Genomic DNA, 19,947 nt, shown 5'->3' with positions numbered 1-19,947 from the left:
GCGCGTGCCCGGCGCCCACGAGCGCGAACAGCACGGTGACGCAGGAGAGCAGCACACCGGGGGAGCCCATGACGAGCGGCGCGGCGGCCGGGGGGCCCAGTGCCATCCCCGCGTTGAACGCCGAACCGCTCGCCGACAGCAGCCGGGGGCGCTGCGCCTGGGACGCTCCCTCCACCAGGTACGCCTTGTTCGCCGGGAGATACAGCGCCGCGCCCGCCGACACCAGCAGCAGCGCCCCGACCGCGAGGACCGGACTGGTCAGCCCGGGGACCAACGCGGCGAAACCCGCCGTACGCAGTCCCAGCGCCAGCAGCATCGCGCGCCGCAGCCCGATCCGCCCGGTCACGGGCCCCGCCACCACGCCCCCGGCGAACTGGATCAGCGAGGCGACGGCCAGCACGAAGCCGACCGTGCCGAGTCCGAGGCCGAGCCGCTGGTGCAGCAGCACCGACATGTACGGCAGCACGGCGAAGCTGCCCAGCGTGATCAGGAACGAGCCCCCCAGCAGGAACCGCTGGGGCCCGGTGAGCGGCGGGCGCCCCGCCCGCCCAGCGGCAGTCCTGCGCCGGGACCGCCCCGTCCGCCCGGCGCCGGCCCGCCCACGGTCCGCGCCGGCCCCCGGAGCCCCGCCCGTCCGGCGGAGGCTCACCTCCCCGGGCTCACGGCGCCCCGGCGACGACCGGGCGGACCCGGACGGCCGCGCTCCACGCCCGGTGCTGGGCCAGCTCCGCCGTCCGCGCCCCGGCCAGCACCATGCCCGTACAGCCCCGCTGGTCGCCGACGTGGATCACGCTCTCGCCGGGCTCGCGGACCGGGAACCACTCCACCGCCCCGGGGAACGCCCCGAGTTCGTCGAGGCCGTGCCAGCCCTTCAGCACCCCGGGCCGCTCCGCGTAGACCAGGACGAAGCCGTACGCGGGCCCTGTGGCGTCGAGCGGGGCGTCCAGCAGCGCCGGGCGGCGGCCGAGCGCCTCGTCCATCATGGCCGTGTAGACGTTGGTCCGCAGCGTCCGGCACAGCACCTCGCCGACCAGCGCGCCGCCGATCCTGCGGTTGATCTCCACCAGCTCGGGCCCGTCGGCCGTCAGGACGAACTCCACATGGGCGAAGCCGCGGGTGTGCCCCGCCGCCGCGAGGATCCGGCCCACCCACGCCTCGATCCCGGCCCGGTCCTCCTCCGGCAGCGCCACCGGGAAGGCCGCCGCCTCCTCCCGTACCACCGCCGCCCGGGACGTCTGGCGGCTCAGCACCCCGAGCAGCCGGGTGGTCCCGTCCCAGCCGATGGTCTCCGCGCTGTACAGCGGGCCGGCGAGGAACGCCTCGGCGAACAGGGCGCCGATCAGGCGCTGTTGCCCCGCCTCGGCGAGCGCCCGGTGCAGGGCCTCCTCGTCGTGCACGATCCACACATGGCGCGAGGAGGTGCCCGCCGAGTCCTTCAGGACCGCGGGCAGCCCCACGGCCCGCAGCACCTCCCCGGCGCCCTCGGGACCCGGCGGAACGGGTACGGCCGTACTCCGGCTCAGCCCGTGCGCGTGCAGCGTCTCCCGGACCCGGCGCTTGTCCCGCAGCAGCCGTACGGCCCCGGGGTCCGCGCCCGGGAGCCCCAGTTCGGCGGCCAGTTCGGCGGCCGGCAGGCTCCAGGTGTCCGTCGTGTTGATCAGCCCGGCCAGGCCGGGCACGGCGGCCAGGGCACGACGGGTGGCCTCCGGATCCTTCGTGTCGACGTCCACGACGTCCAGCGCGTCCGGCGGCAGGACCGCCAGCTCGTGCCGGTAGACGGAACGGTCGCCGGTCAGCAGGCACAGCCGGTGCCCCGCTTCGGCGGCGGCGTCCGCCATCCGGCCCAGGCCGAAGGACAGGGACTCCAGTGCGGCGATGGTCATGGCAGCAGCTCCACGGTCGGTACGGGGGAGGGGGTGTCGCCCTCGGTGGTCCTGGCGGCCTCCGGAGCGGCGCGCCCGGCCCACTCCATCACCGACCACGGCGGCCGCAGCTCGGCCGGTGACGCGATGGTCCGGGGACGCAGCCCGGCCGGGTCCAGGGCCTCGGCATGCCGGGCGAACACCCGCTCCGCGTACCGGTGCCCGGTGTCGGCGCCCAGCACCAGATGCAGCCGCCCGGGATCGCGGGCCGCCTCCCAGGACGCCGCCAGATGGGCCGCCCCGGTGGACAGGCCCGCGAACACCGCGTGCTCCCGCAGCAGTCCGACCGCCCCCGCCATCGCGTGGCGGAAGTCCAGCCAGTGGACGGTGTCGTACAGCTCGTGGCGGACGTTCCCGAACGGTATCGAGCTGCCGATGCCCGCGATGATCGCCTCCGGGTCCTCGAACCGCTCGCTCCCGAACGTCACACTGCCGAACGGCTGGATGCCCACCAGCCGCACCGGCCGCCCCGACTCCCGCAGCGCGCGGGCCAGTCCACCGGTCGACGCACCCGTGCCCACCGCGCCGACCACGGTCAGCGGGCCCTCGGGCAACGCCCCGGTGAGCAGCTCGGCGAACTCCCGGTAGCCCTCGTGGTGGACCTGGTCGTGGTACTGCCGCATCCAGTGGAAGTCCGGCCGCTCCGCCAGCAGCCGGCGCACATGGCGCACCCGCAGCTCCTGGTCCAGGCGCAGACTCTGCGAGGGCGGCATCGCGTCGACCGTCGCGCCGAGGATCTCCAGCTGGGCCCGCATGGTGGCGTCCACGGTGGTGGAGGCGACGATGTGGCAGCGCAGCCCGTAACGGTGGCAGGCCATGGCGAGCGCCAGCGCGTAGATCCCGCTGGAGCTGTCGACCAGGGTCTGCCCGGGGACCACCCGGCCCCGGCGCAGCAGCGAGCGGACCGCGCCGAGCGCCGCGTACACCTTCATCGTCTCGAAGCGGGCGAGGACGACATCGCCGGTCAGCCGGATCAGGTCCGGGGTCTTCACGGCGTCGGTGATGTGCTCGTGGACCGTCGCGACGGCCGGGCGCGGCCGGGTGTCGGCTCCGGTGGGTGCGCGGGGGACCGTGTCCGGTCCGGCGGTGCGCGGCCGGGCGTCCGCCCCGGCCCTCACGTGCGCCGCCCGCGCACGATCAGCCGGTCCGAGCGCTGGTCGTACCCGGACGCGTCGAACCCGCCGAAGCACTCCACGTCGGTGAAGCCCGCGCTCTCGAAGAGGGCGTGCAGCTCGGCCGCCGAGTAGAGCCAGGAGGTGATGGACGCCGTCCGCGCCGTCGTGCCGCGCACCAGCGTCCAGTCCGTGCGCAGCCGCCGCCAGCTGTCGAGGACGGTGTCGCGCTGGACCACGTAGGCGCCGTCGGGCAGGTCGACCGCCTTCGGCCGACCGATCCAGCCCGCCAGCACCTCCTTGCCCATCACGTCCACCAGGAGCTGGCCGCCCGGCGCGAGGCTCTCGTGCGCGTTGCGCAGCACCTGGAGGTTGTCCTCGGCCTCGTCGAAGTAGCCGAACGACGTGAAGACGTTCAGCACCACGTCGAAGGCGCCCGGCTCCCGGTACGTGAGCATGTCGGCGCGCTCCAGCCGGACCTTGGCGCCCGCCGCGTCGCAGGCGGCCCGGGCGCTCCCCAGCATGGTGGGCGACAGATCGACCCCCGTCACCTCGTACCCGCGCCCCGCCAGCGGCACCACGAAGAGACCCGGCCCGCAGCACAGGTCCAGGACTCTCGTGCCCGGTGGGAAGTCCAGCAGGGGGGAGGACGCGACCAGGGCGGCGGCGGATCCGGCCCGCGCCGCCGGGAACATCGTCGGGGCGAAATCGGACCAGAGCGCGTCGTCCTCGTACCAGTGCATGCCTCGCGGCCTCCTCCCGGGCCCGGGGGCCCCGTGGGTGTCCTGCTGCCGTCGCCCCGGCAGCCGTGTCCCGTCACCGGCCGCCGCTTCCGCACCGGAGGGCCTCCCGCGCCCGGCGTCTCTCCAGTAGTCGGCCGCCCCGGCGGAGAAGTTCCCGCGCGATCCCGGGGCCGCCGGAGACCGCCGCCCCGCACCGCCCGCCACCGAGTGAGCCTCACCGGCGGCCCCGGGGCGGTGTGCAGTCGACGTAACCGTCGTTGTTCGCCATGTGTCATCCCCGGGTAACGGACCGTTCCTAGAATCAGGGGCGACCGCCGCCCGCACCGCGTCCCTCCGGGAACGCCTGCCCCCCGAAGGGTCCCCATGACCGTGCCGACCCAGCCGCCGGACGCTCCCGCCACCGACCGGGTGCGTACGGTCTGCTCGTACTGCGGTGTCGGCTGCGGGATCGTCCTCGACATCGCCGCCGGCCCCGACGGCCGCCGCACCGTCGTGAAGGCCTCGGGCGACAAGGAGCACCCGTCGAACGCCGGCCGGCTGTGCACCAAGGGCGTGACCGGAGCTGACCTCCTCGCCGCCCCCGGACGGCTGACCACCGCCCTGGCCCGCCGCGACCGCAGCGAGCAGCCCGCCCCGCTCGGCCGGGACGCCGCCATCGCGGAGACGGCGCGCAGGCTGCGGTCCGTGCTGGACACCCATGGCCCGGACGCGGTGGCCTTCTACGTCTCCGGCCAGATGACGCTGGAGGCGCAGTATCTCGCCAACAAGCTGGCCAAGGGCTTCATCGGGACCAACACCATAGAGTCCAACTCCCGGCTCTGCATGGCGAGTGCGGGAAGCGGCTACAAGCTGTCCCTCGGCGCGGACGGGCCGCCCGGGTCCTACGAGGACTTCGCCCACGCCGACGTCTTCCTCGTCACCGGCGCCAATATGGCCGACTGCCACCCGATCCTCTTCCTGCGGATGATGGAGCGCGTCAAGGCGGGCGCGAAGCTGATCGTCGTCGACCCCCGGCGCAACGCCACCGCCGCCAAGGCCGACCTGTACCTCCGGATCCGGCCCGGCACCGACCTGGCCCTCCTCAACGGGCTGCTGCACCTGCTCGTCGAGAACGGGCACACCGACCCCGCGTTCATAGCCGAGCACACCGAGGGCTGGGAGGCGATGCCCGCCTTCCTCCGCGACTACCCGCCCGCCGCCGTGGCGGAGATCACCGGCATCGCCGAGGACGACATCCGGCGGGCGGCCCGCTGGATCGGCGAGGCGGGCGCCTGGATGAGCTGCTGGACGATGGGCCTCAACCAGTCCACCCACGGCACCTGGAACACCAACGCGATCGTCAATCTGCACCTGGCGACCGGAGCGATCTGCCGCCCCGGCAGCGGCCCGTTCTCGCTCACCGGCCAGCCCAACGCCATGGGCGGGCGCGAGATGGGTTACATGGGCCCCGGGCTGCCCGGCCAGCGATCGGTCCTGGTCGACGAGGAACGCGCCTTCACCGAGGAGCTGTGGGGCATTCCACCCGGCACCCTGCGCGCGGACGGCTCGGGCAGCGGCACCGTCGACATGTTCCGGCGCATGGCCGAGGGGGAGATCAAGGCCTGCTGGATCATCTGCACCAACCCGGTCGCCTCGGTGGCCAACCGCCGGACCGTCATCGAGGGCCTGGAGGCCGCCGAATTCGTCGTCACCCAGGACGTGTTCGCCGGCACCGAGACCAACGCGTACGCCGACATCGTCCTGCCCGCCGCGCTCTGGGCCGAGTCCGAGGGCGTGATGATCAACTCGGAGCGCACCCTCACTCTCTCCCGCCGCGTCACCGACCCGCCGGGAGAGGCCTGGCCGGACTGGCGTGTGATCGCGGCGGTGGCCTGCGCCATGGGGTACGAGGACGCCTTCGGCTACACGAGCGCCGAGGAGATCTTCGCCGAGATAACGCGCGCCTGGAACCCGCGCACCGGCTACGACCTGCGCGGAGTGACGTACGAGCGGCTGCGCGACACCCCCGTGCAGTGGCCCAGCGCCGCGGTCGACGGCCCCGCCCGCAACCCCGTGCGCTACCTCAACGACGGCGTCAGCCAGGAGCTGACCGTGCGGCCCGACGGGAGTGTGCCGAGGCTCGCCTTCCCCACGCCGAGCGGCCGGGCCGTCTTCCACGCCCGCCCGCACCTGCCGCCGGCCGAGATACCCGACGAGGACTTCCCGTTCGTCCTCAACACCGGGCGGCTCCAGCACCAGTGGCACACCCTCACCAAGACCGCGAAGATCGACCGGCTGAACCGGTTGGACCCCGGCCCGTTCGTGGAGATCCACCCCGACGACGCCGCCGCCCTGGGCCTCGGCGAGGACGACGGTGTCGAGGTCGCCTCGCGGCGCGGCCGCGCGGTGCTCCCGGCCCGGATCACCGACCGGGTACGGGCGGGGGAGTGCTTCGCCCCGTTCCACTGGAACGACCTGTTCGGCGAGTACCTCGGCGTGAACGCCGTGACCAACGACGCGGTCGACCCGATCTCGTTCCAGCCCGAGCTGAAGGTGTGCGCGGTCCGGCTGGCGAAGGTCGCCGCACCCGCGCCGCGCCACGAACCCGCCGAGGCGCGGCGACCCACGTCCACCGATGGACCCGGTCGTGCGGGCGCCTCGGGCCCGGTGGACACGTCCGGACTCGTGGGCACGTCGGGGCCGGTGGACACATCGGGGCCGCTGGGCAGGCCGGGGCCGGTGGACGCCTCGGAGCTGGTGGGCACGTTGGGGCTGGTGGACATTGCCCCGCCGGTCCTCACGGCAACGGAGCGCCGCTATCTGGCCGGACTCCTCGCGGGCCTCGGCTCCCGGCCGGAGGGCACCCCGGTGCTTCCGGCGGGAGCCCCGTTCGCCCCGGACCACGCGCTGTGGGTCAACGGAGTGCTGGCCGGCAAGTACTCCCGGATCGCGGGGACGCCGGAGACCGGGCCCGCGCCCGCGGCGCCGGCGAGCGCCCCGGGGGGACGGGGCCGGCCGGTCGTCGTGCTGTGGGCCTCGCAGACCGGCAACGCCGAGGACGCCGCCGCGACGGCCGCCCGGGCACTGGCCGCCGAGGGGTATCGCACCACGCTCCTCTGCATGGACGACGGGACGCCCGACGCCCTGCCGAGCCCGGCCGACCTCCTCGTCGTCAGCAGCACCTTCGGCGACGGCGACGCCCCCGACAACGGCGCAGGTTTCTGGGAGTCGCTGAACGCCCCCGGGGCCCCGCGCCTGGAGGGCGTCCGCTACGCCGTACTCGCGCTCGGCGACTCCAGCTACGACGACTTCTGCGGCCACGGCCGCCGTCTGGACGGACGCTTCGGCGAACTGGGCGCGGAACGGCTGGTCCCGCGCGCCGACTGCGAACCGGACTACGAACTGCCCTTCGAGCAGTGGCTCAAGGAGGTCCGGGCCGCACTGGAGTCGACGACACCGGAAGAGACGGCGGCGACGCGGGCAACGGCCGCACCGTCGGCCACGGCGACGGTGTCGCCGTCCGGGACGGCGCCCGGCCGCCCCTCCAGGTCCGCTCCCGTCACCGCCCTCCTCACCGGGAACCGCCTCCTGAACCTGCCCGGCGCGACGAAGGAGGTCCGCGCCTTCACGATCGACACGCGGAGCGCCGGCACCCCCCTGACGTACACGGCCGGGGACGCGCTGGGCGTACAGCCCCTCAACTCGCCGGATCTGGTGGCCGAATGGCTCGCCGTCACCGGACTCGACCCGGCCGACGAGGTGGACGTCCCCGGGCACGGCCCCGTCGCCCTCCACGAGGCACTGCACCGCCACCTCGACATCGCCCGCGTCAGCCCGGACCTGCTGCGCCTGGTCGCCGACCACACGGGGGACCGGTCCCTGAAGAAGCTGCTGCGCCCCGACAACAAGGGCGAGAGGGACCGGTGGGTCTGGGGGAGGCAGGCCGTCGACGTCCTCGCCGAACACCCGGTACGGGCCACGGCCGCCGCATGGGCCGAGGTGCTGGGCCCCCTCCGGCCCCGGGTGTACTCCATCGCCTCCAGCCCGCTCGTGGACCCCCACCGAATACGGCTGACCGTCTCCGTGATCCGTTACGAGAGCCACCGCGGCCGGACGCGCAAGGGCGTCGCCTCCACGTTCCTCGCCGACGCCGAACAGGACAGCCCCCTGTCCGTGTTCGTGCAGCGCAACGAGCGCTTCCGCCCGCCCGCCGACCCGGCCACCCCGATGATCATGATCGGGCCCGGCACGGGAGTCGCCCCGTTCCTGGGCTTCCTGGAGGAACGCCGAGCACTCGGCCACCCCGGCGCCACCTGGCTGTTCTTCGGCGAGCAGCACCGGGCCACGGACTTCTACTACCGCGACGAACTCGACGCGCTGCGCCGCTCGGGCACCCTCACCCGGCTGGACACCGCCTTCTCCCGCGACCAGCGGGCCAAGATCTACGTCCAGGACCGGATGCGCGAGCACGGAGCCCAGCTCTGGTCCTGGCTCCGCGACGGCGCCCACCTCTATGTCTGTGGCGACGCCTCCCGCATGGCCAAGGACGTCGACCGGGCTCTGCGCGACATCGCCGTCGCCCACGGGGGACTCGATCCCGACGCCGCGGCCGCCCAGGTGAAGCAGCTAGCCTCGGAGCGCAGATACATGCGTGACGTGTACTGAACGAGGGAGTGCGGCCGTGGGGTGGACAGAAGTGCCGGTGGACACCGCACCGGCGGCGGGCGCCGTCCTGCTGATTGGCATCCCCGGCAGCGGCAAGAGCACGGTGGCCGCGGCCCTCGCCGCCCGCTTCGCCGCCTCCGCCCACATCGAGGTGGACGCCCTCCAGGAACTCATCGTCTCCGGCGGCCGGTGGCCCTCGCCCGAACGGGACGAGGAGGCGGACCGGCAGATCTTCCTCCGGGCCCGCAACGCCTGCCTGCTGGCGGGCAGTTTCGTCGCCGCGGGCTTCCTCCCGGTCATCGACGACGTCGTCGTGCGCCGTGCCCACCTCGACTTCTACCGTGCCACGCTCACCGGCGTACCGCTGCACTGCGTGGTCCTGGCCCCGGGCGCCGCGAAGGCCATGGAGCGCAACCTCGCCCGGGACAAGACACTCACGACGGACTGGTCCCCGCTGGACGACGTCCTGCGCGCCGAACTGGCCGACGAGAAGATCTGGATCGACAGCGCGGAGCTGACCGTGGAGGAGACGGTCGAGGCGGTTCTGTCCGCCACCGGCCTGACGCCCCGGCAGCGCTGACGTCCGGCGGCCTGAGCCCCCGGCGTTGTCAGACCCCCGCCGTACGGTGGGGACATCTATCCGCGCTGCTGGCTGCTGCGCTGCTGGATCGCCCCGCCCGGCTGCTCCCGGGCGGGGCGCCACACGCCTACGGGGTGACGCCCGCCGACTCACCCGCGTGCGGGCTGAGCACCCCGGCCCAGATCAGAACGAAGAGGACGATGCCGAGGAGAATGCGGTAGATGACGAACGGCATGAAGCTCTTGGTCGTGATGAACTTCATGAACCACGCGATGACGGCGTACCCGACGAAGAACGCCACCAGCGTCGCGAAGATCGTCGGGCCCCAGGAGATATGCCCCTCGCCCACGTCCTTGAGCTCGTAGGCGCCCGAGGCGAGCACCGCGGGGATCGCCAGCAGGAACGAGTAGCGGGCGGCCGACTCGCGGGTGTAGCCCATCAGCAGACCGCCGCTGATCGTCGCGCCCGACCGGGAGACCCCGGGGACCAACGCCATCGCCTGGCAGAACCCGAAGATCAGACCGTCCCTGACCCCCAGCTCCTTGAGCGTCTTGCGCTCCTTCACCACACGGTGCTTGCCGCCCGACTCGTCGCGCGCGGCCAGCCGGTCGGCGATGCCCAGCACGATGCCCATGCCGATCAGCGTCGTCGCGATCAGCCGCAGATCGCGGAACGGCCCCTCGATCTGGTCCTTGAGCGTGAGGCCCAGCACGCCGATGGGGATCGAGCCGACGATGACCAGCCAGCCCATCTGGGCGTCGTGGTCACCGCGCATCGAACGGTCCGTCAGCGAGCGGAACCAGGCCGACAGGATCCGTGCGATGTCCTTGCGGAAGTAGATGAGCACCGCCGCCTCCGTGCCGATCTGACTGATGGCGGTGAAGGCGGCCCCCGGGTCGTGCCAGCCGGCGAACGCGGCGGTCAGCCGCAGATGGGCGCTGGAGGAGATCGGCAGGAACTCGGTCAGTCCCTGAACGAGTCCCAGGACGAATGATTCGAACCAGCTCATGGGGCTTTGGCCATCCCGGAGGTGATCGTGCATCGGCCACGGACGACTGGGCCCGTCGGCTGCGTGCGGGGTGCGGAGTGAGGTCGAGGACAACGAGGACATCGCGGTCGCGGGCAGCGTATCGCCTGAAAGTAAACGTCAGGCCGACTGCACCGGTCATCCACGTGCCGTCGTGCGCTCAGCCCTTCGGTGTGTCCCGGCCGAGCCGGTGGCGCTTGCGCCAGGCGACCAGCGCCCCGCCGAGAGCGGACAGCACGATGAAGCCCATGGCGGCCAGGAACACCGGCGAGGTCGGCGACGCGGCCTCGCTGCCGGCTATCACGTACGCCGCCGTGTTCGGGATCGACCCGAGCCCGGTGGCCAGAAGGAACGGCGGAGCGCTCATCCGGGAGGTCGCCGCGCAGTAGTTGGCGGCGGCGAACGGGATCCCGGGGAAGAGCCGTAGCGCCAGGACGGACCGGAAGCCGTGCCGGCTCAGCACGCCGTCCGCGGCGGTGAGCAGCCGCCCGCGCAGCAGGGTCCGCAGCGCGTCCTGGCCCAGGACCCGGCCCAGCATGAACGACACACCCGCGCCCAGCACCGTGCCCGCCAGTGCCGCCGCCAGGCCCGTCTGCGCCCCGAACAACGCGCCCGCGGCGATGTTGAGCAACGGGCGCGGCACGAACGCCACCGTCAGCGCCCCGTACGCCAGCCCGAAGAGCATTGCTGCGGTGCCCCCGGTCAGCTGGGGAGGCCAGCCCGACGCCAGCAGCCGCTGCGGTTCGAACAGCAGCATCGTCGACGCTGCCCCCAGCAGGACGACCACGAGCAGCGAGAACCGGGACCACGGCGACAACAGCGCCCTGGAGAGGCGCAGGGCGGGACCGGTGGCGGGCCGCGCGGCGGGGACGGGGTCGAACATCCGGGGAGAGTAACCGAAAACGCTGTGTGATCGCCGTAATGTGCCTCGCGTGAACCCCGCCGCCGACACCCCCGCCCCGCCGGACAGCACCCTCGCCGACACCGTCCTGGAGCGGCTCGTCGCCGTCTACGCCCCGGCCGCCGACCCCGTACGGGCCGAGGGAGCTGCCGCGTACATGAAGCACGTCGCCCCCTTTCTCGGGATCCCCACCCCCGAGCGCCGGGCCCTGTCGCGGACCGTGCTGGCGGGCGCCGGGCGGCCGGACGAGGCGGACTGCACGGCGATCGCGCTGCGCTGCTGGCGGCTGCCGGAGCGGGAGTACCAGTATTTCGCCGTCGACTACCTGCGCCGGTACGTGGGCTGCTGCACATCGGGCTTCCTGCCCGTCCTGCACCACCTCGTGACGACCGTCCCCTGGTGGGACACGGTCGACCTGCTGGCCGCGCATGTCGCGGGTCCCCTGGTCGCCGCCGACCCCGCGCTCGCCCGGGAGATGGACCGGTGGATCGACGACCCCAGCCTCTGGGCGGCCAGGACCGCCCTCCTGCACCAGCTGCGCTACCGGGAAGCCACCGACACCGACCGGCTCTTCGGCTACTGCCTGCGCCGCGCGGACCACCCCGACTTCTTCATCCGCAAGGCGATCGGCTGGGCCCTGCGGGAGTACGCCAAGACCGATCCCACCGCCGTACGCGACTTCGTCGAGCGAGCCGGGCCCCGCCTGTCGCCGCTCTCCGCGCGGGAGGCGCTCAAGAACCGCTGAGGCGTCGGGAAAACCATTCGACGGCAACGCCCCGCCCGGCCATGATCAGGGGCATGTTCCGGTACGCCTTCCCCGCAGCGCCGTCCGCAGTCGCGGACGCGCCGAAGGCTGCCGTGAACGAGGCGGTCCTCGCGGCAGCAGCCGTCACCGCGGCAGCGGCAGCGTTCACCGCCGTCGCAGCGCCCATCGGCGGCGCCCGAAGCTGACCCTCCCCCGACAGTCCGGCGGACCCCGTAAGGGGAGGGTCGGCGGGGCCCTGGGGTCTTCTCTTCGCAGCTTCGAGTTCTTCAGAAGGATCGAGCCATGTCCAAGACGGCTTACGTGCGCACCAAGCCGCACCTCAACATCGGCACCATGGGCCACGTCGACCACGGCAAGACCACCCTCACCGCCGCCATCACCAAGGTCCTCAGCGAGCGCGGCGGCAGCGGCACCTCCTACGTGTCCTTCGACCGGATCGACCGGGCCCCCGAGGAGGCCCAGCGCGGCATCACCATCAACATCGCGCACGTCGAGTACGAGACCGACACCCGCCACTACGCGCACGTCGACATGCCCGGTCACGCCGACTACATCAAGAACATGGTGACCGGTGCGGCGCAGCTCGACGGGGCGATCCTCGTCGTCTCCGCGCTCGACGGGATCATGCCGCAGACCGCCGAGCACGTCCTGCTGGCCCGTCAAGTGGGCGTCGACCACATCGTCGTCGCCCTCAACAAGGCCGACGCGGGCGACCCCGAGCTGACCGACCTGGTCGAGCTGGAGGTCCGCGAGCTGCTCTCCGCGCACGGGTACGGCGGCGACACCGTACCCGTGGTCCGGGTCTCCGGGCTCAAGGCGCTGGAGGGCGACCCCCGCTGGACGGCGGCGATCGAGGGGCTGCTGGACGCCGTCGACACGTACGTACCGATTCCGGTGCGCTACACCGACGCCCCGTTCCTGCTGTCCGTCGAGAACGTCCTGACCATCACCGGCCGGGGAACGGTCGTCACCGGCGCGGTCGAGCGCGGCACCGTCCGCGTCGGCGACCGGGTCGCGGTGCTGGGCGCGGACATCGAGACGGTCGTCACCGGTCTGGAGACCTTCGGCAAGCCGATGGAGTCCGCCGAGGCCGGGGACAACGTCGCGCTGCTGCTGCGCGGGGTGGAGCGCGACCGGGTCCGCCGCGGCCATGTCGTGGCCGCGCCCGGCAGTGTGGTGCCGAGCCGCCGGTTCACCGCCCAGGTGTACGTCCTGTCGACGAAGGAGGGCGGCCGGTCGACCCCGGTGACCACCGGCTACCGGCCGCAGTTCTACATCCGTACGGCGGACGTCGTCGGCGACGTCGACCTCGGCGAGTCGGCGGTCGCGCGCCCCGGCGACACGGTCACGATGACCGTGGAGCTGGGCCGTGACGTGCCACTGGAGTCCGGTCTCGGCTTCGCGATCCGCGAAGGCGGTCGCACGGTCGGCGCGGGCACGGTCACCGCGCTGCTCTGAGCACCACCGCTGCCCGCCGCCCCCCAGTCCCGGGGTGGCGGGCAGCGGGTCGCGGGAGGCGACAATGGAGGCGTGAAAGAGCCGATACCCGTCATCCGCGAGGTCGACTGCGGCACCGCCCGGCTGCTGCCCGACGTGGACCGCGACCGGGCCTGGCTGCTGACGGTCGACGACGCGCCCCAGTCCTACGTCGACCTCGACGAGCCGTCCCACCTGGAGTTCGAGTACGTACGCAGGCTCGCCCACGTCGTGGACGGCGCGGCCGGACCGGGTGCGCCCCTGGACGTCCTGCACCTCGGCGGCGGGGCGCTGACCCTGCCCCGCTACGTCGTCGCGACCCGCCCCGGCTCGCGGCAGGACGTCGTCGACACGGACCGGGGTCTGCTGCGGCTGGTCCGGGAGCATCTGCCGCTGCCCGACGGGAGCGGCGTCCGGCTGCACGCGGCCGACGCCCGGGAGTGGCTGGAGGCGGCGGCCCCCGCCTCCGCCGACCTCCTGATCGCGGACGTCTTCGGCGGCTCCCGCGTTCCGGCGCACCTGACCTCCGTCGAGTACGCGCGGGCCGCCGGCCGGGCGCTGCGCGGGGACGGGATCTACGCCGCCAACCTGGCCGACAGCGCGCCGTTCGCCTTCCTCCGCTCCCAGTTGGCGAACTTCGCCGCGGTCTTCCCGGAGCTCGCGCTGATCGGGGAACCGGCCGTGCTGCGCGGGCGGCGCTTCGGCAACGTCGTCCTGCTCGCCTCGTACGCGCCCCTCGACGTGGCCCCGCTCGTCCGCGCCTGCGCCGCCGACGCCTTCCCCGCACGGGTCACCCACGGCCCCGCGCTGACCCGGTTCATCGGCGGGGCCCGCCCGGTGGCGGATGTGGACGCGGTCGCCTCGCCCGAACCGCCCGACGGAGCCTTCAGCGTCGGCTGAGGCTCCGTCGGGCGGTCCGGGGGCGGGGGCGTACGGGGCGCTCGGGTCAGCCGGTGGGCTGGCCGGAGAGGCGGACCGTGCTCAGGATCTGCTGGATGGTCGAGTCCGGAAGCTCGTCCTTGACGCCGGCGGCGGCGTAGAGCACCCAGGTCGAGAAATCGCCCTTGGAGTTCTTGAAGGAGAAGGCGATCGACTTGCCGTCGCTGTCGCACTTCTCCTTGTTGGCCAGCTCCAGGGCGGTGGCCTGGACGACGCTGCCGGAGAGACCCGACTTGGTGGTGAACGCCTTGGGCTTGCCGATCTTGACCTTGGTCTTGGGGTCCAGCTGGGCGTAGGCGGCCCACACCCAGTTGGCGGCCTCGTTCGTCGCGGCCTCGTCGGTGTTCTTGGCGCCCTGGGCGCCCTTCGTCCCGACGCCGGCCAGCCCGGTGTCCTCCTCGCTGCCGTCCCCGTCGGAGTCGTCGACGCACCACTTGCTCTTGTAGTAGGCGGGCGCGGAGAAGCCGGCGACCGGCTTACCGGTGGGCTCCTTGGCGTCCTCGAAGCCGGAGAACATTCCCGAGCTCGCGACCTCCCAGTCACCGGGAACGTCGAACTGTGTGCCCCACTTGGGGTTGGTGACGACCTTCCAGCCCGGAATGACCGGCTTGGGGTCGCTGTCGGAGCCCCGCGGATTCTCCGCCGGCGGTGCGGAGCCGGTGTCCGTCGCGCTGGGCTTGGCGCTCGGCGACGCGGACTTCTTGCCGTCGGCGACGGACTTGCCACCCTCGTCGTCCTTGCCGAGCACGAGGAAACCGGTGACGCCCGCCGCGATCACGACCGCGGTCGCCGCGACGATCGCCACGATCGTCGTCTTCTTCTTGTCGTCGCCGGGCTTCGGCCCGCCGGGCGGACCCGGGACGGCGTACTGCGGCACCGTCGGCTGCTGGTAGGGATTGGGCTGCTGGTACCCCGACTGCCCGCCGGGCGGGCCCTGCGGGTATCCGTAGCCCGGTTCCGTGGGCTGTCCGGACTGGCCCTGCGGCGGATATCCCGGTTGCTGGTAGGGATTCGGCTGCTGGTACCCCGGCTGCTGGTACGGGTTCTGGTTCTGGTCCTGCGGGTTCTGCTCGCCCCCGGGCGGCTGCGTTCCTGGCCACATGGCCAGTAACCATAGATGGGCCGCCCGGCCACTTCTACGGCCGCCCTGTCCCAGAGCCGTCACAAGGGGATGGCCAAACGGTGCTACTGGTGAGTAACCTTCGGGCATGAGCGCTGAACAGATGACCGTGGGCGAGATGCTCGTCGCGACGGTCCCGATGGCCCGGACCCTCAACCTCGACTTCCTGGAGACGACGCCGGAGCGCGCCGTCGTCCGGCTGCCCGACCAGGCGGAGTACCACAACCACCTCGGCGGTCCGCACGCCGGAGCGATGTTCACGCTCGCCGAGTCCGCCAGTGGCGCGATCGTCATCGCCGCCTTCGGGGACCAGATGTCGCGCGCCGTGCCGCTCGCCGTGAAGGCCGAGATCGGCTACAAGAAGCTCGCCAAGGGCGAGGTCACGGCGACCGCGACCCTCGGCCGCCCCATCGCCGACGTCGTCGCCGAGCTGGACGCCGGACAGCGGCCGGAATTCCCCGTCGCCATCGAGATCCGGCGCGCCGACGGCGCGGTCACCGGCGAGATGACCGTCGTCTGGACCCTGCGCCCCAACAGCTGAGAACCGCGGTACGCACCCGGGCCGCCGTCCCTCCCGGTTCGGGGAGGGACGGCGGCCCGGGTGCGTCGACCGACCGGAATCCGGACCTCAGCCCCCGTGCGCCTCACGGTGGGCCTTCGCCAGCTCCACGTACCCGGCCGCGTTGAAGCGGATGCCCTCCAGCTCCTCGACGGTCAGCGGCCGCTTCACCTTCGCGGGCACCCCCGCGACGAGCGAGCCCGGCGGGACCCGCATCCCCTGCGGCACGAGGGCCTGCGCCGCGACCAGCGAACCCGCCCCGATGTGCGCCCCGTTGAGCACCGTGGCGCCCATCCCCACCAGCACGTCGTCCTCGATCACACAGCCGTGCAGCACCGCGTTGTGGCCGACCGATACCCGAGCGCCCACGGTGAGCGGGAACCCGGGGTCGGTGTGCACGCTGCAGTTGTCCTGGATGTTGCTGTCGGGGCCGAGCGTGATGGGACCGCAGTCGGCCCGCAGCACGGCCTGGTACCAGACGCTGGAGCCCGGGGCGAGCGTCACCTCACCGATCACCACGGAGGTCGGGGCCACGAACGCGTCCACGTCGATGTCCGGCTCCTTGCCGCCCATGCCCGTGATCAACGCCTGCTCCGCCATCGCCTGCTCCTTCGCGCCGGTGTGGTGCTCCCGGGCCTTCCCGCCGCATCGGTCGGATCCGCCGGACCGGGCCGCCTCACACGGTAGGGGACGACCCCCGGCGCACAGCGCCCGGTGGGGCGAACATCACAGGTCATCGCGCGGATCGCCCACCGCGCCGCCGACTACCGTGAGCGTGTGCCGAAGAACCGAAACACGTTCTCCTTCCTGGCCCGCTGGCCGCGCCGTGCCGCCTCCCGCGCGGTCCACCGCGGCTGGGCCTGGGCGCAGCGGGCGGGCGCGGTCACCGCCGAGCATCCCGGGCGGCTGCGGTTCGGCGCGATAGGCGCGGGGACCCGGCTCGCCTTCCCGCAGGGGACCGTGTTCGGGGAGCGGTGGATCGAGCTCGGCGCGCACTGCGTCATCGGCGAGCAGGTCACGCTCACCGCCGGGATGATGCCGGACCTGGACCTCGGTCCCGACACCGTCCTCACCCTGGGCGACGGCGTGGTGCTGGGGCGCGGCAGCCACGTGATCGCGGACACGACGGTGACGATCGGCCCGGACACGTACTGCGGCCCGTACGTCTACATCACCTCGACCAACCACAGCTACGACGACCCGCACGAGCCCGTGGGCAAACAGTGGCCCCGGATGGAACCGGTGACGATCGGGCCCGGCTGCTGGATCGGCACCGGCGCGGTGATCCTGCCCGGGGCCCGGCTCGGCCGGAACGTGGTGGTCGCCGCGGGCGCGGTCGTCCGGGGCGAGGTCCCCGACCACGCGGTGGTCGCGGGGGCGCCCGCCCGCGTCGTCCGCCGCTGGGACCCGGAGACGGGCTGGCAGCCGCCTCTGCGCACGCCCGCGCCCGTGCCGATCCCCGAGGGCGTCACGCCCGAGCAACTGCTGGCCCTCGGGGAGCTGGACGGGGCACGCGAAACCCCGTGAGGCGGTGGTGGCGGTACGCCCGGCCGGACGCGGGACCGCACCGCACGGCAGTGCAATATTCTTGACCCCGGCATGCGCCGTACGCGACTCAGCACGCCGCACACAGCACTCCGCCACTCGCACTCCGCCATCCACCGCAGGGACGGTACGTGTCCGACCTCGACCAGCTCACCCAGTCGCTGGCCCGCAACCTCAAGCGCTGGCGGGGGGAGCGCGGCTTCACCCTCGACGCCCTCGCGGCCCGCGCCGGAGTCAGCCGCGGGATGATCATCCAGATCGAGCAGGCGCGGACGAACCCGAGCGTCGGCACCACGGTCAAACTGGCCGACGCGCTCGGCGTCAGCATCACCACCCTCCTCGATCACGAGCAGGGCGCCCAGGTCCGGCTGGTCCCGGAGGACCGGGCCGTCCGCATGTGGTCCACCGAGGCGGGCAGTTCCACCACGCTGCTCGTCGGCGCCGAGGCCCGCGGCCCGCTCGAACTGTGGACCTGCCGGCTGATGCCGGGGGAGGGCACCACCTCCGACCCGCACCCCGAGGGCACCGTCGAACTCCTCCATGTGACCGAGGGCGAACTGACCCTCGTCGTCGACGGCCGCACCCATCCCGTCCCCGCCGGGACCTCCGCCACCTTCGAGGCGCACGTGCCGCACGGCTACCGCAACGAGGGCGGCGAACCGGCCGTGTTCACCATGGCCGTCGCCATCCCGCCCGTCCGCTGAGACGCCCGGCCGGACCCACCCCCGTCCCTGTTAGCGTGAGCGCATGCGCGCACCCATCGGCACCTTCGAGGACGCCGCTCCCGCTGCCGAACGGCTCGACCTGCTCCCCGCCCCCGTCGTCACGGCCCTGGCCGCCGGCTGGGGCGAGTTCACCGCCGAGCAGGTCATCCACGTCGACAGCGACCCGGCCGTCGCCGACACCGCGGTCTTCGCCGAGCACTACGGCGTGGAACTGCTGGACACCTCGGCCAACTGCGTCGTCGTGGCGGGCAAGCGCGGCCAGGACGTCACCCTCGCCGCCTGCGTGGTGCTCTCCCGCACCCGGGTCGACGTCAACGGGGCGGTCCGCAGACACCTCGGCGCCCGCAAGGCCTCGTTCGCGTCGATGGACACGGCGGTCGGCGAGAGCGGCATGGAGTACGGCGGCATCACCCCGCTCGGCCTGCCCGCCGCCTGGCCCCTCCTGCTGGACCCCGCCGTGGTGGACGAGGAGTGGGTCCTGATCGGCAGCGGCAGCCGACGCGGCAAGCTCATCGTCCCCGGCAAGGCGCTCGCCGCCCTCCCGGGCGCCGTCCTCGTCGAGGGCCTCGGAGTCTGAGCCGAAGAGCGCCGGGACCCGGGTCAGAAGATGGGCGGGTCGACGCGCCGTACCGATCGGTCGGCGCCCTTCAACACGTCGATGATGCGCTCGTGCGTGTCGCCCACCCGGTCCGTGACGCGTAGCCGCACATGGACGTCACGGATTTCCCCCATGGCCTCCTCGGTGAACCAGCCGATCAGCATCAGCCCCTGCGCGGGCAGGGGCTTGCCGGCGCCGATGAAGTGGAGGGCGAAGTCCGACCGGCCCACCGGCCCGCGTTCCTCGATCGCCCGCTCCGCCCGCTCCGCCCGTCCCCGGTCCACCCAGCCCGCCTCGTCGTCCGTGGGGTCCGCGTCCCCGGCGAGGACGACCCGGTAGTCGACCTCGTCGACCACGGCCACGTCCTGGGCGGCGTTGACGAGGTGGCAGACCCAGGCGAGCCGGTCGCCGGGAGCGATGTCGGCCATGACCCGGCCGTAGTACCCGAGAATGGGGCGGACCGCTCGCGCGTACTGGCCCCTGGCCAGCGCGGCGCCCATGCTGCCGACCACCGCTGTCGTGGCGCTCTGGCCGTCCAGCAGTTCGAGCTTCCACGGCCAGGAGTCCGTGAGCGTATCCGGAGCGTTCGTACGCCACACGCTGTAGGCGAGCAACAACAGGGACAGGCAGACCATGGAGGTCAACAGGCCGGAAAAGACGCGATTTCTCCGCACCACACGCTGCGACGCCTTCACGCCTCGGTCCCCCCGCCGGCCGCTGTTCGAGCAGAGTCACTCTAGGGACTCCGAAAGCGGTACGACAGGGCGCCTGTTCGGGCGGCGGCTGCCTTTCAGCCGCCGTTCCGCCGGTGCTCCGTGAGCCAGGCCGTGGCGAAGTCGACGGCGGGGCGCAGCCGGAGGAGCCTGCAGGTGGCCGCGCCCACGCGTCCCGCACGTACGTCACCGTCGGCGGCGGCACCCTCGAACGCCGTGCCCAGGGTGGCGAAGTCCCCGTCGTCCAGGGCGACATCCTCGTACTCCCACCATCGGCGCACCCCCCGCGACGCCACCACACAGCGGTAGCTCCGGCGCGGCGGACCGGGCATCCGGTACTCGCCCAGATGGAACGCCGTACACGTGGCGTAGCCGGTGCCGAGCAGCAGAATCCGGGCATCCGCCTCGTACAGCCGGGCCAGCGGTGAGTCCTCCCCGAGGTGGCAGTCGGCCCGGTGCCCGGCGAGCAGGCGCGCCGCCTCCGGGCCGAGCGCGGCGAACGAGGTCTGCGGATGCGCGCTGCGCCCGGCCCCCGCGGCCGTCCGCACGGTCTCGGCCCTGTCTCTTATACACATCT

At 73.1% G+C, this 19,947-nt stretch carries 20 protein-coding genes; 10 read left to right on the top strand and 10 right to left on the bottom strand.

The annotated features are described in order from the left end of the window. The 4 genes from CR470_RS23305 to CR470_RS23290 form a co-directional block, all read right to left on the bottom strand. The coding region (locus CR470_RS23305; protein ID WP_143663856.1) for an MFS transporter at window positions 1-649 on the bottom strand (649 nt) is incomplete at its 3' end. Window positions 650-659: 10 nt separating this feature from the next. Next, window positions 660-1,883, bottom strand: coding sequence for an ATP-grasp domain-containing protein (locus CR470_RS23300; protein WP_097869498.1), 1,224 nt, complete (start codon window positions 1,881-1,883; stop codon window positions 660-662). Then, window positions 1,880-3,040, bottom strand: a complete 1,161-nt coding sequence (locus tag CR470_RS23295) for a pyridoxal-phosphate dependent enzyme (RefSeq protein ID WP_097869497.1) — start codon at window positions 3,038-3,040, stop codon at window positions 1,880-1,882. Before CR470_RS23295 ends, CR470_RS23300 begins: the two co-directional genes overlap by 4 nt. Then, window positions 3,037-3,777, bottom strand: coding sequence for a class I SAM-dependent methyltransferase (locus CR470_RS23290; RefSeq protein ID WP_097869496.1), 741 nt, complete (start codon window positions 3,775-3,777; stop codon window positions 3,037-3,039). The genes CR470_RS23295 and CR470_RS23290 overlap by 4 nt, the downstream gene beginning before the upstream one ends. A gap of 363 nt (window positions 3,778-4,140) precedes the next feature. On the opposite strand from CR470_RS23290, the gene CR470_RS23285 reads away from it, so the two are divergent. Beyond that, window positions 4,141-8,421: a bifunctional nitrate reductase/sulfite reductase flavoprotein subunit alpha gene (locus tag CR470_RS23285; protein ID WP_097869495.1), complete on the top strand. Its 4,281-nt coding sequence runs from the start codon at window positions 4,141-4,143 to the stop codon at window positions 8,419-8,421. Window positions 8,422-8,437: 16 nt separating this feature from the next. Further along, window positions 8,438-9,001, top strand: a complete 564-nt coding sequence (locus CR470_RS23280) for an AAA family ATPase (RefSeq protein WP_097869494.1) — start codon at window positions 8,438-8,440, stop codon at window positions 8,999-9,001. 127 nt (window positions 9,002-9,128) lie between these two features. Here CR470_RS23280 and CR470_RS23275 read toward each other — a convergent pair whose 3' ends face one another. Beyond that, window positions 9,129-10,010: an undecaprenyl-diphosphate phosphatase gene (locus CR470_RS23275; RefSeq protein ID WP_097869493.1), complete on the bottom strand. Its 882-nt coding sequence runs from the start codon at window positions 10,008-10,010 to the stop codon at window positions 9,129-9,131. A 178-nt stretch (window positions 10,011-10,188) separates the two neighbouring features. Beyond that, the gene (locus CR470_RS23270) at window positions 10,189-10,911 is read right to left on the bottom strand and encodes a TVP38/TMEM64 family protein (RefSeq protein WP_097869492.1); all 723 of its coding nucleotides are present in this window, start codon (window positions 10,909-10,911) and stop codon (window positions 10,189-10,191) included. A gap of 40 nt (window positions 10,912-10,951) precedes the next feature. Between CR470_RS23270 and CR470_RS23265 the strand changes: the two genes are divergently transcribed. The 4 genes from CR470_RS23265 (at window position 10,952) to CR470_RS23255 (ending at window position 14,071) form a co-directional block, all read left to right on the top strand. After that, on the top strand, window positions 10,952-11,674 hold the full coding sequence (locus tag CR470_RS23265; protein WP_373561437.1) for a DNA alkylation repair protein: 723 nt from the start codon (window positions 10,952-10,954) through the stop codon (window positions 11,672-11,674). Between the two features lie 53 nt (window positions 11,675-11,727). After that, complete coding sequence (locus CR470_RS39680; RefSeq protein ID WP_179892354.1) at window positions 11,728-11,880, top strand: hypothetical protein; 153 nt, start codon at window positions 11,728-11,730, stop codon at window positions 11,878-11,880. A gap of 97 nt (window positions 11,881-11,977) precedes the next feature. Continuing rightward, the gene (tuf, locus tag CR470_RS23260; protein ID WP_097869490.1) at window positions 11,978-13,153 is read left to right on the top strand and encodes an elongation factor Tu; all 1,176 of its coding nucleotides are present in this window, start codon (window positions 11,978-11,980) and stop codon (window positions 13,151-13,153) included. A gap of 72 nt (window positions 13,154-13,225) precedes the next feature. Beyond that, the gene (locus CR470_RS23255; protein ID WP_097869489.1) at window positions 13,226-14,071 is read left to right on the top strand and encodes a spermidine synthase; all 846 of its coding nucleotides are present in this window, start codon (window positions 13,226-13,228) and stop codon (window positions 14,069-14,071) included. Window positions 14,072-14,117: 46 nt separating this feature from the next. Here the strand turns inward: CR470_RS23255 and CR470_RS23250 are convergent, their stop codons facing one another. Beyond that, window positions 14,118-15,212 carry a hypothetical protein gene (locus tag CR470_RS23250; RefSeq protein ID WP_097869488.1) on the bottom strand — a complete coding sequence of 365 codons (1,095 nt, stop codon included), beginning with the start codon at window positions 15,210-15,212 and terminating at the stop codon, window positions 14,118-14,120. 121 nt (window positions 15,213-15,333) lie between these two features. Here CR470_RS23250 and CR470_RS23245 point away from each other — a divergent pair, with 121 nt between their 5' ends. Next, window positions 15,334-15,771: a DUF4442 domain-containing protein gene (locus CR470_RS23245; protein WP_018957854.1), complete on the top strand. Its 438-nt coding sequence runs from the start codon at window positions 15,334-15,336 to the stop codon at window positions 15,769-15,771. 87 nt (window positions 15,772-15,858) lie between these two features. Here the strand turns inward: CR470_RS23245 and CR470_RS23240 are convergent, their stop codons facing one another. Continuing rightward, the gene (locus CR470_RS23240; protein WP_018957855.1) at window positions 15,859-16,389 is read right to left on the bottom strand and encodes a gamma carbonic anhydrase family protein; all 531 of its coding nucleotides are present in this window, start codon (window positions 16,387-16,389) and stop codon (window positions 15,859-15,861) included. Between the two features lie 177 nt (window positions 16,390-16,566). Between CR470_RS23240 and CR470_RS23235 the strand changes: the two genes are divergently transcribed. The 3 genes from CR470_RS23235 (at window position 16,567) to CR470_RS23225 (ending at window position 18,636) form a co-directional block, all read left to right on the top strand. Then, entirely contained in the window at window positions 16,567-17,316 is a 750-nt protein-coding gene (locus tag CR470_RS23235) for an acyltransferase (protein WP_097869499.1), read from the top strand. 149 nt (window positions 17,317-17,465) lie between these two features. Beyond that, window positions 17,466-18,038, top strand: coding sequence for a helix-turn-helix domain-containing protein (locus tag CR470_RS23230; protein ID WP_097869487.1), 573 nt, complete (start codon window positions 17,466-17,468; stop codon window positions 18,036-18,038). Window positions 18,039-18,081: 43 nt separating this feature from the next. Beyond that, window positions 18,082-18,636, top strand: a complete 555-nt coding sequence (locus CR470_RS23225) for a YbaK/EbsC family protein (RefSeq protein WP_097869486.1) — start codon at window positions 18,082-18,084, stop codon at window positions 18,634-18,636. Between the two features lie 23 nt (window positions 18,637-18,659). Here CR470_RS23225 and CR470_RS23220 read toward each other — a convergent pair whose 3' ends face one another. Further along, on the bottom strand, window positions 18,660-19,334 hold the full coding sequence (locus CR470_RS23220) for a hypothetical protein (protein WP_257138887.1): 675 nt from the start codon (window positions 19,332-19,334) through the stop codon (window positions 18,660-18,662). 113 nt (window positions 19,335-19,447) lie between these two features. Continuing rightward, window positions 19,448-19,947: aminoglycoside N(3)-acetyltransferase (locus CR470_RS23215; RefSeq protein ID WP_143663855.1), on the bottom strand; the 500-nt coding region annotated here is incomplete at its 5' end.

Source organism: Streptomyces sp. rh34 (assembly GCF_002551245.1).
Taxonomy (GTDB): Bacteria; Actinomycetota; Actinomycetes; order Streptomycetales; family Streptomycetaceae; genus Streptomyces.
This window is presented reverse-complemented; position numbering and strand designations above follow the sequence as displayed.

What these genes read in the sequence shown, in the direction of transcription:
- CR470_RS23300 (WP_097869498.1), bottom strand. Translation starts at nt 1,883, where the DNA reads ATGACCATCGCCGCACTGGAGTCCCTGTCCTTCGGCCTGGGCCGGATG.
- CR470_RS23290 (WP_097869496.1), bottom strand. Translation starts at nt 3,777, where the DNA reads ATGCACTGGTACGAGGACGACGCGCTCTGGTCCGATTTCGCCCCGACG.
- CR470_RS23285 (WP_097869495.1), top strand. Translation starts at nt 4,141, where the DNA reads ATGACCGTGCCGACCCAGCCGCCGGACGCTCCCGCCACCGACCGGGTG.
- CR470_RS23275 (WP_097869493.1), bottom strand. Translation starts at nt 10,010, where the DNA reads ATGAGCTGGTTCGAATCATTCGTCCTGGGACTCGTTCAGGGACTGACC.
- CR470_RS23270 (WP_097869492.1), bottom strand. Translation starts at nt 10,911, where the DNA reads ATGTTCGACCCCGTCCCCGCCGCGCGGCCCGCCACCGGTCCCGCCCTG.
- CR470_RS39680 (WP_179892354.1), top strand. Translation starts at nt 11,728, where the DNA reads ATGTTCCGGTACGCCTTCCCCGCAGCGCCGTCCGCAGTCGCGGACGCG.
- tuf (WP_097869490.1), top strand. Translation starts at nt 11,978, where the DNA reads ATGTCCAAGACGGCTTACGTGCGCACCAAGCCGCACCTCAACATCGGC.
- CR470_RS23250 (WP_097869488.1), bottom strand. Translation starts at nt 15,212, where the DNA reads ATGTGGCCAGGAACGCAGCCGCCCGGGGGCGAGCAGAACCCGCAGGAC.
- CR470_RS23245 (WP_018957854.1), top strand. Translation starts at nt 15,334, where the DNA reads ATGACCGTGGGCGAGATGCTCGTCGCGACGGTCCCGATGGCCCGGACC.
- CR470_RS23240 (WP_018957855.1), bottom strand. Translation starts at nt 16,389, where the DNA reads ATGGCGGAGCAGGCGTTGATCACGGGCATGGGCGGCAAGGAGCCGGAC.
- CR470_RS23225 (WP_097869486.1), top strand. Translation starts at nt 18,082, where the DNA reads ATGCGCGCACCCATCGGCACCTTCGAGGACGCCGCTCCCGCTGCCGAA.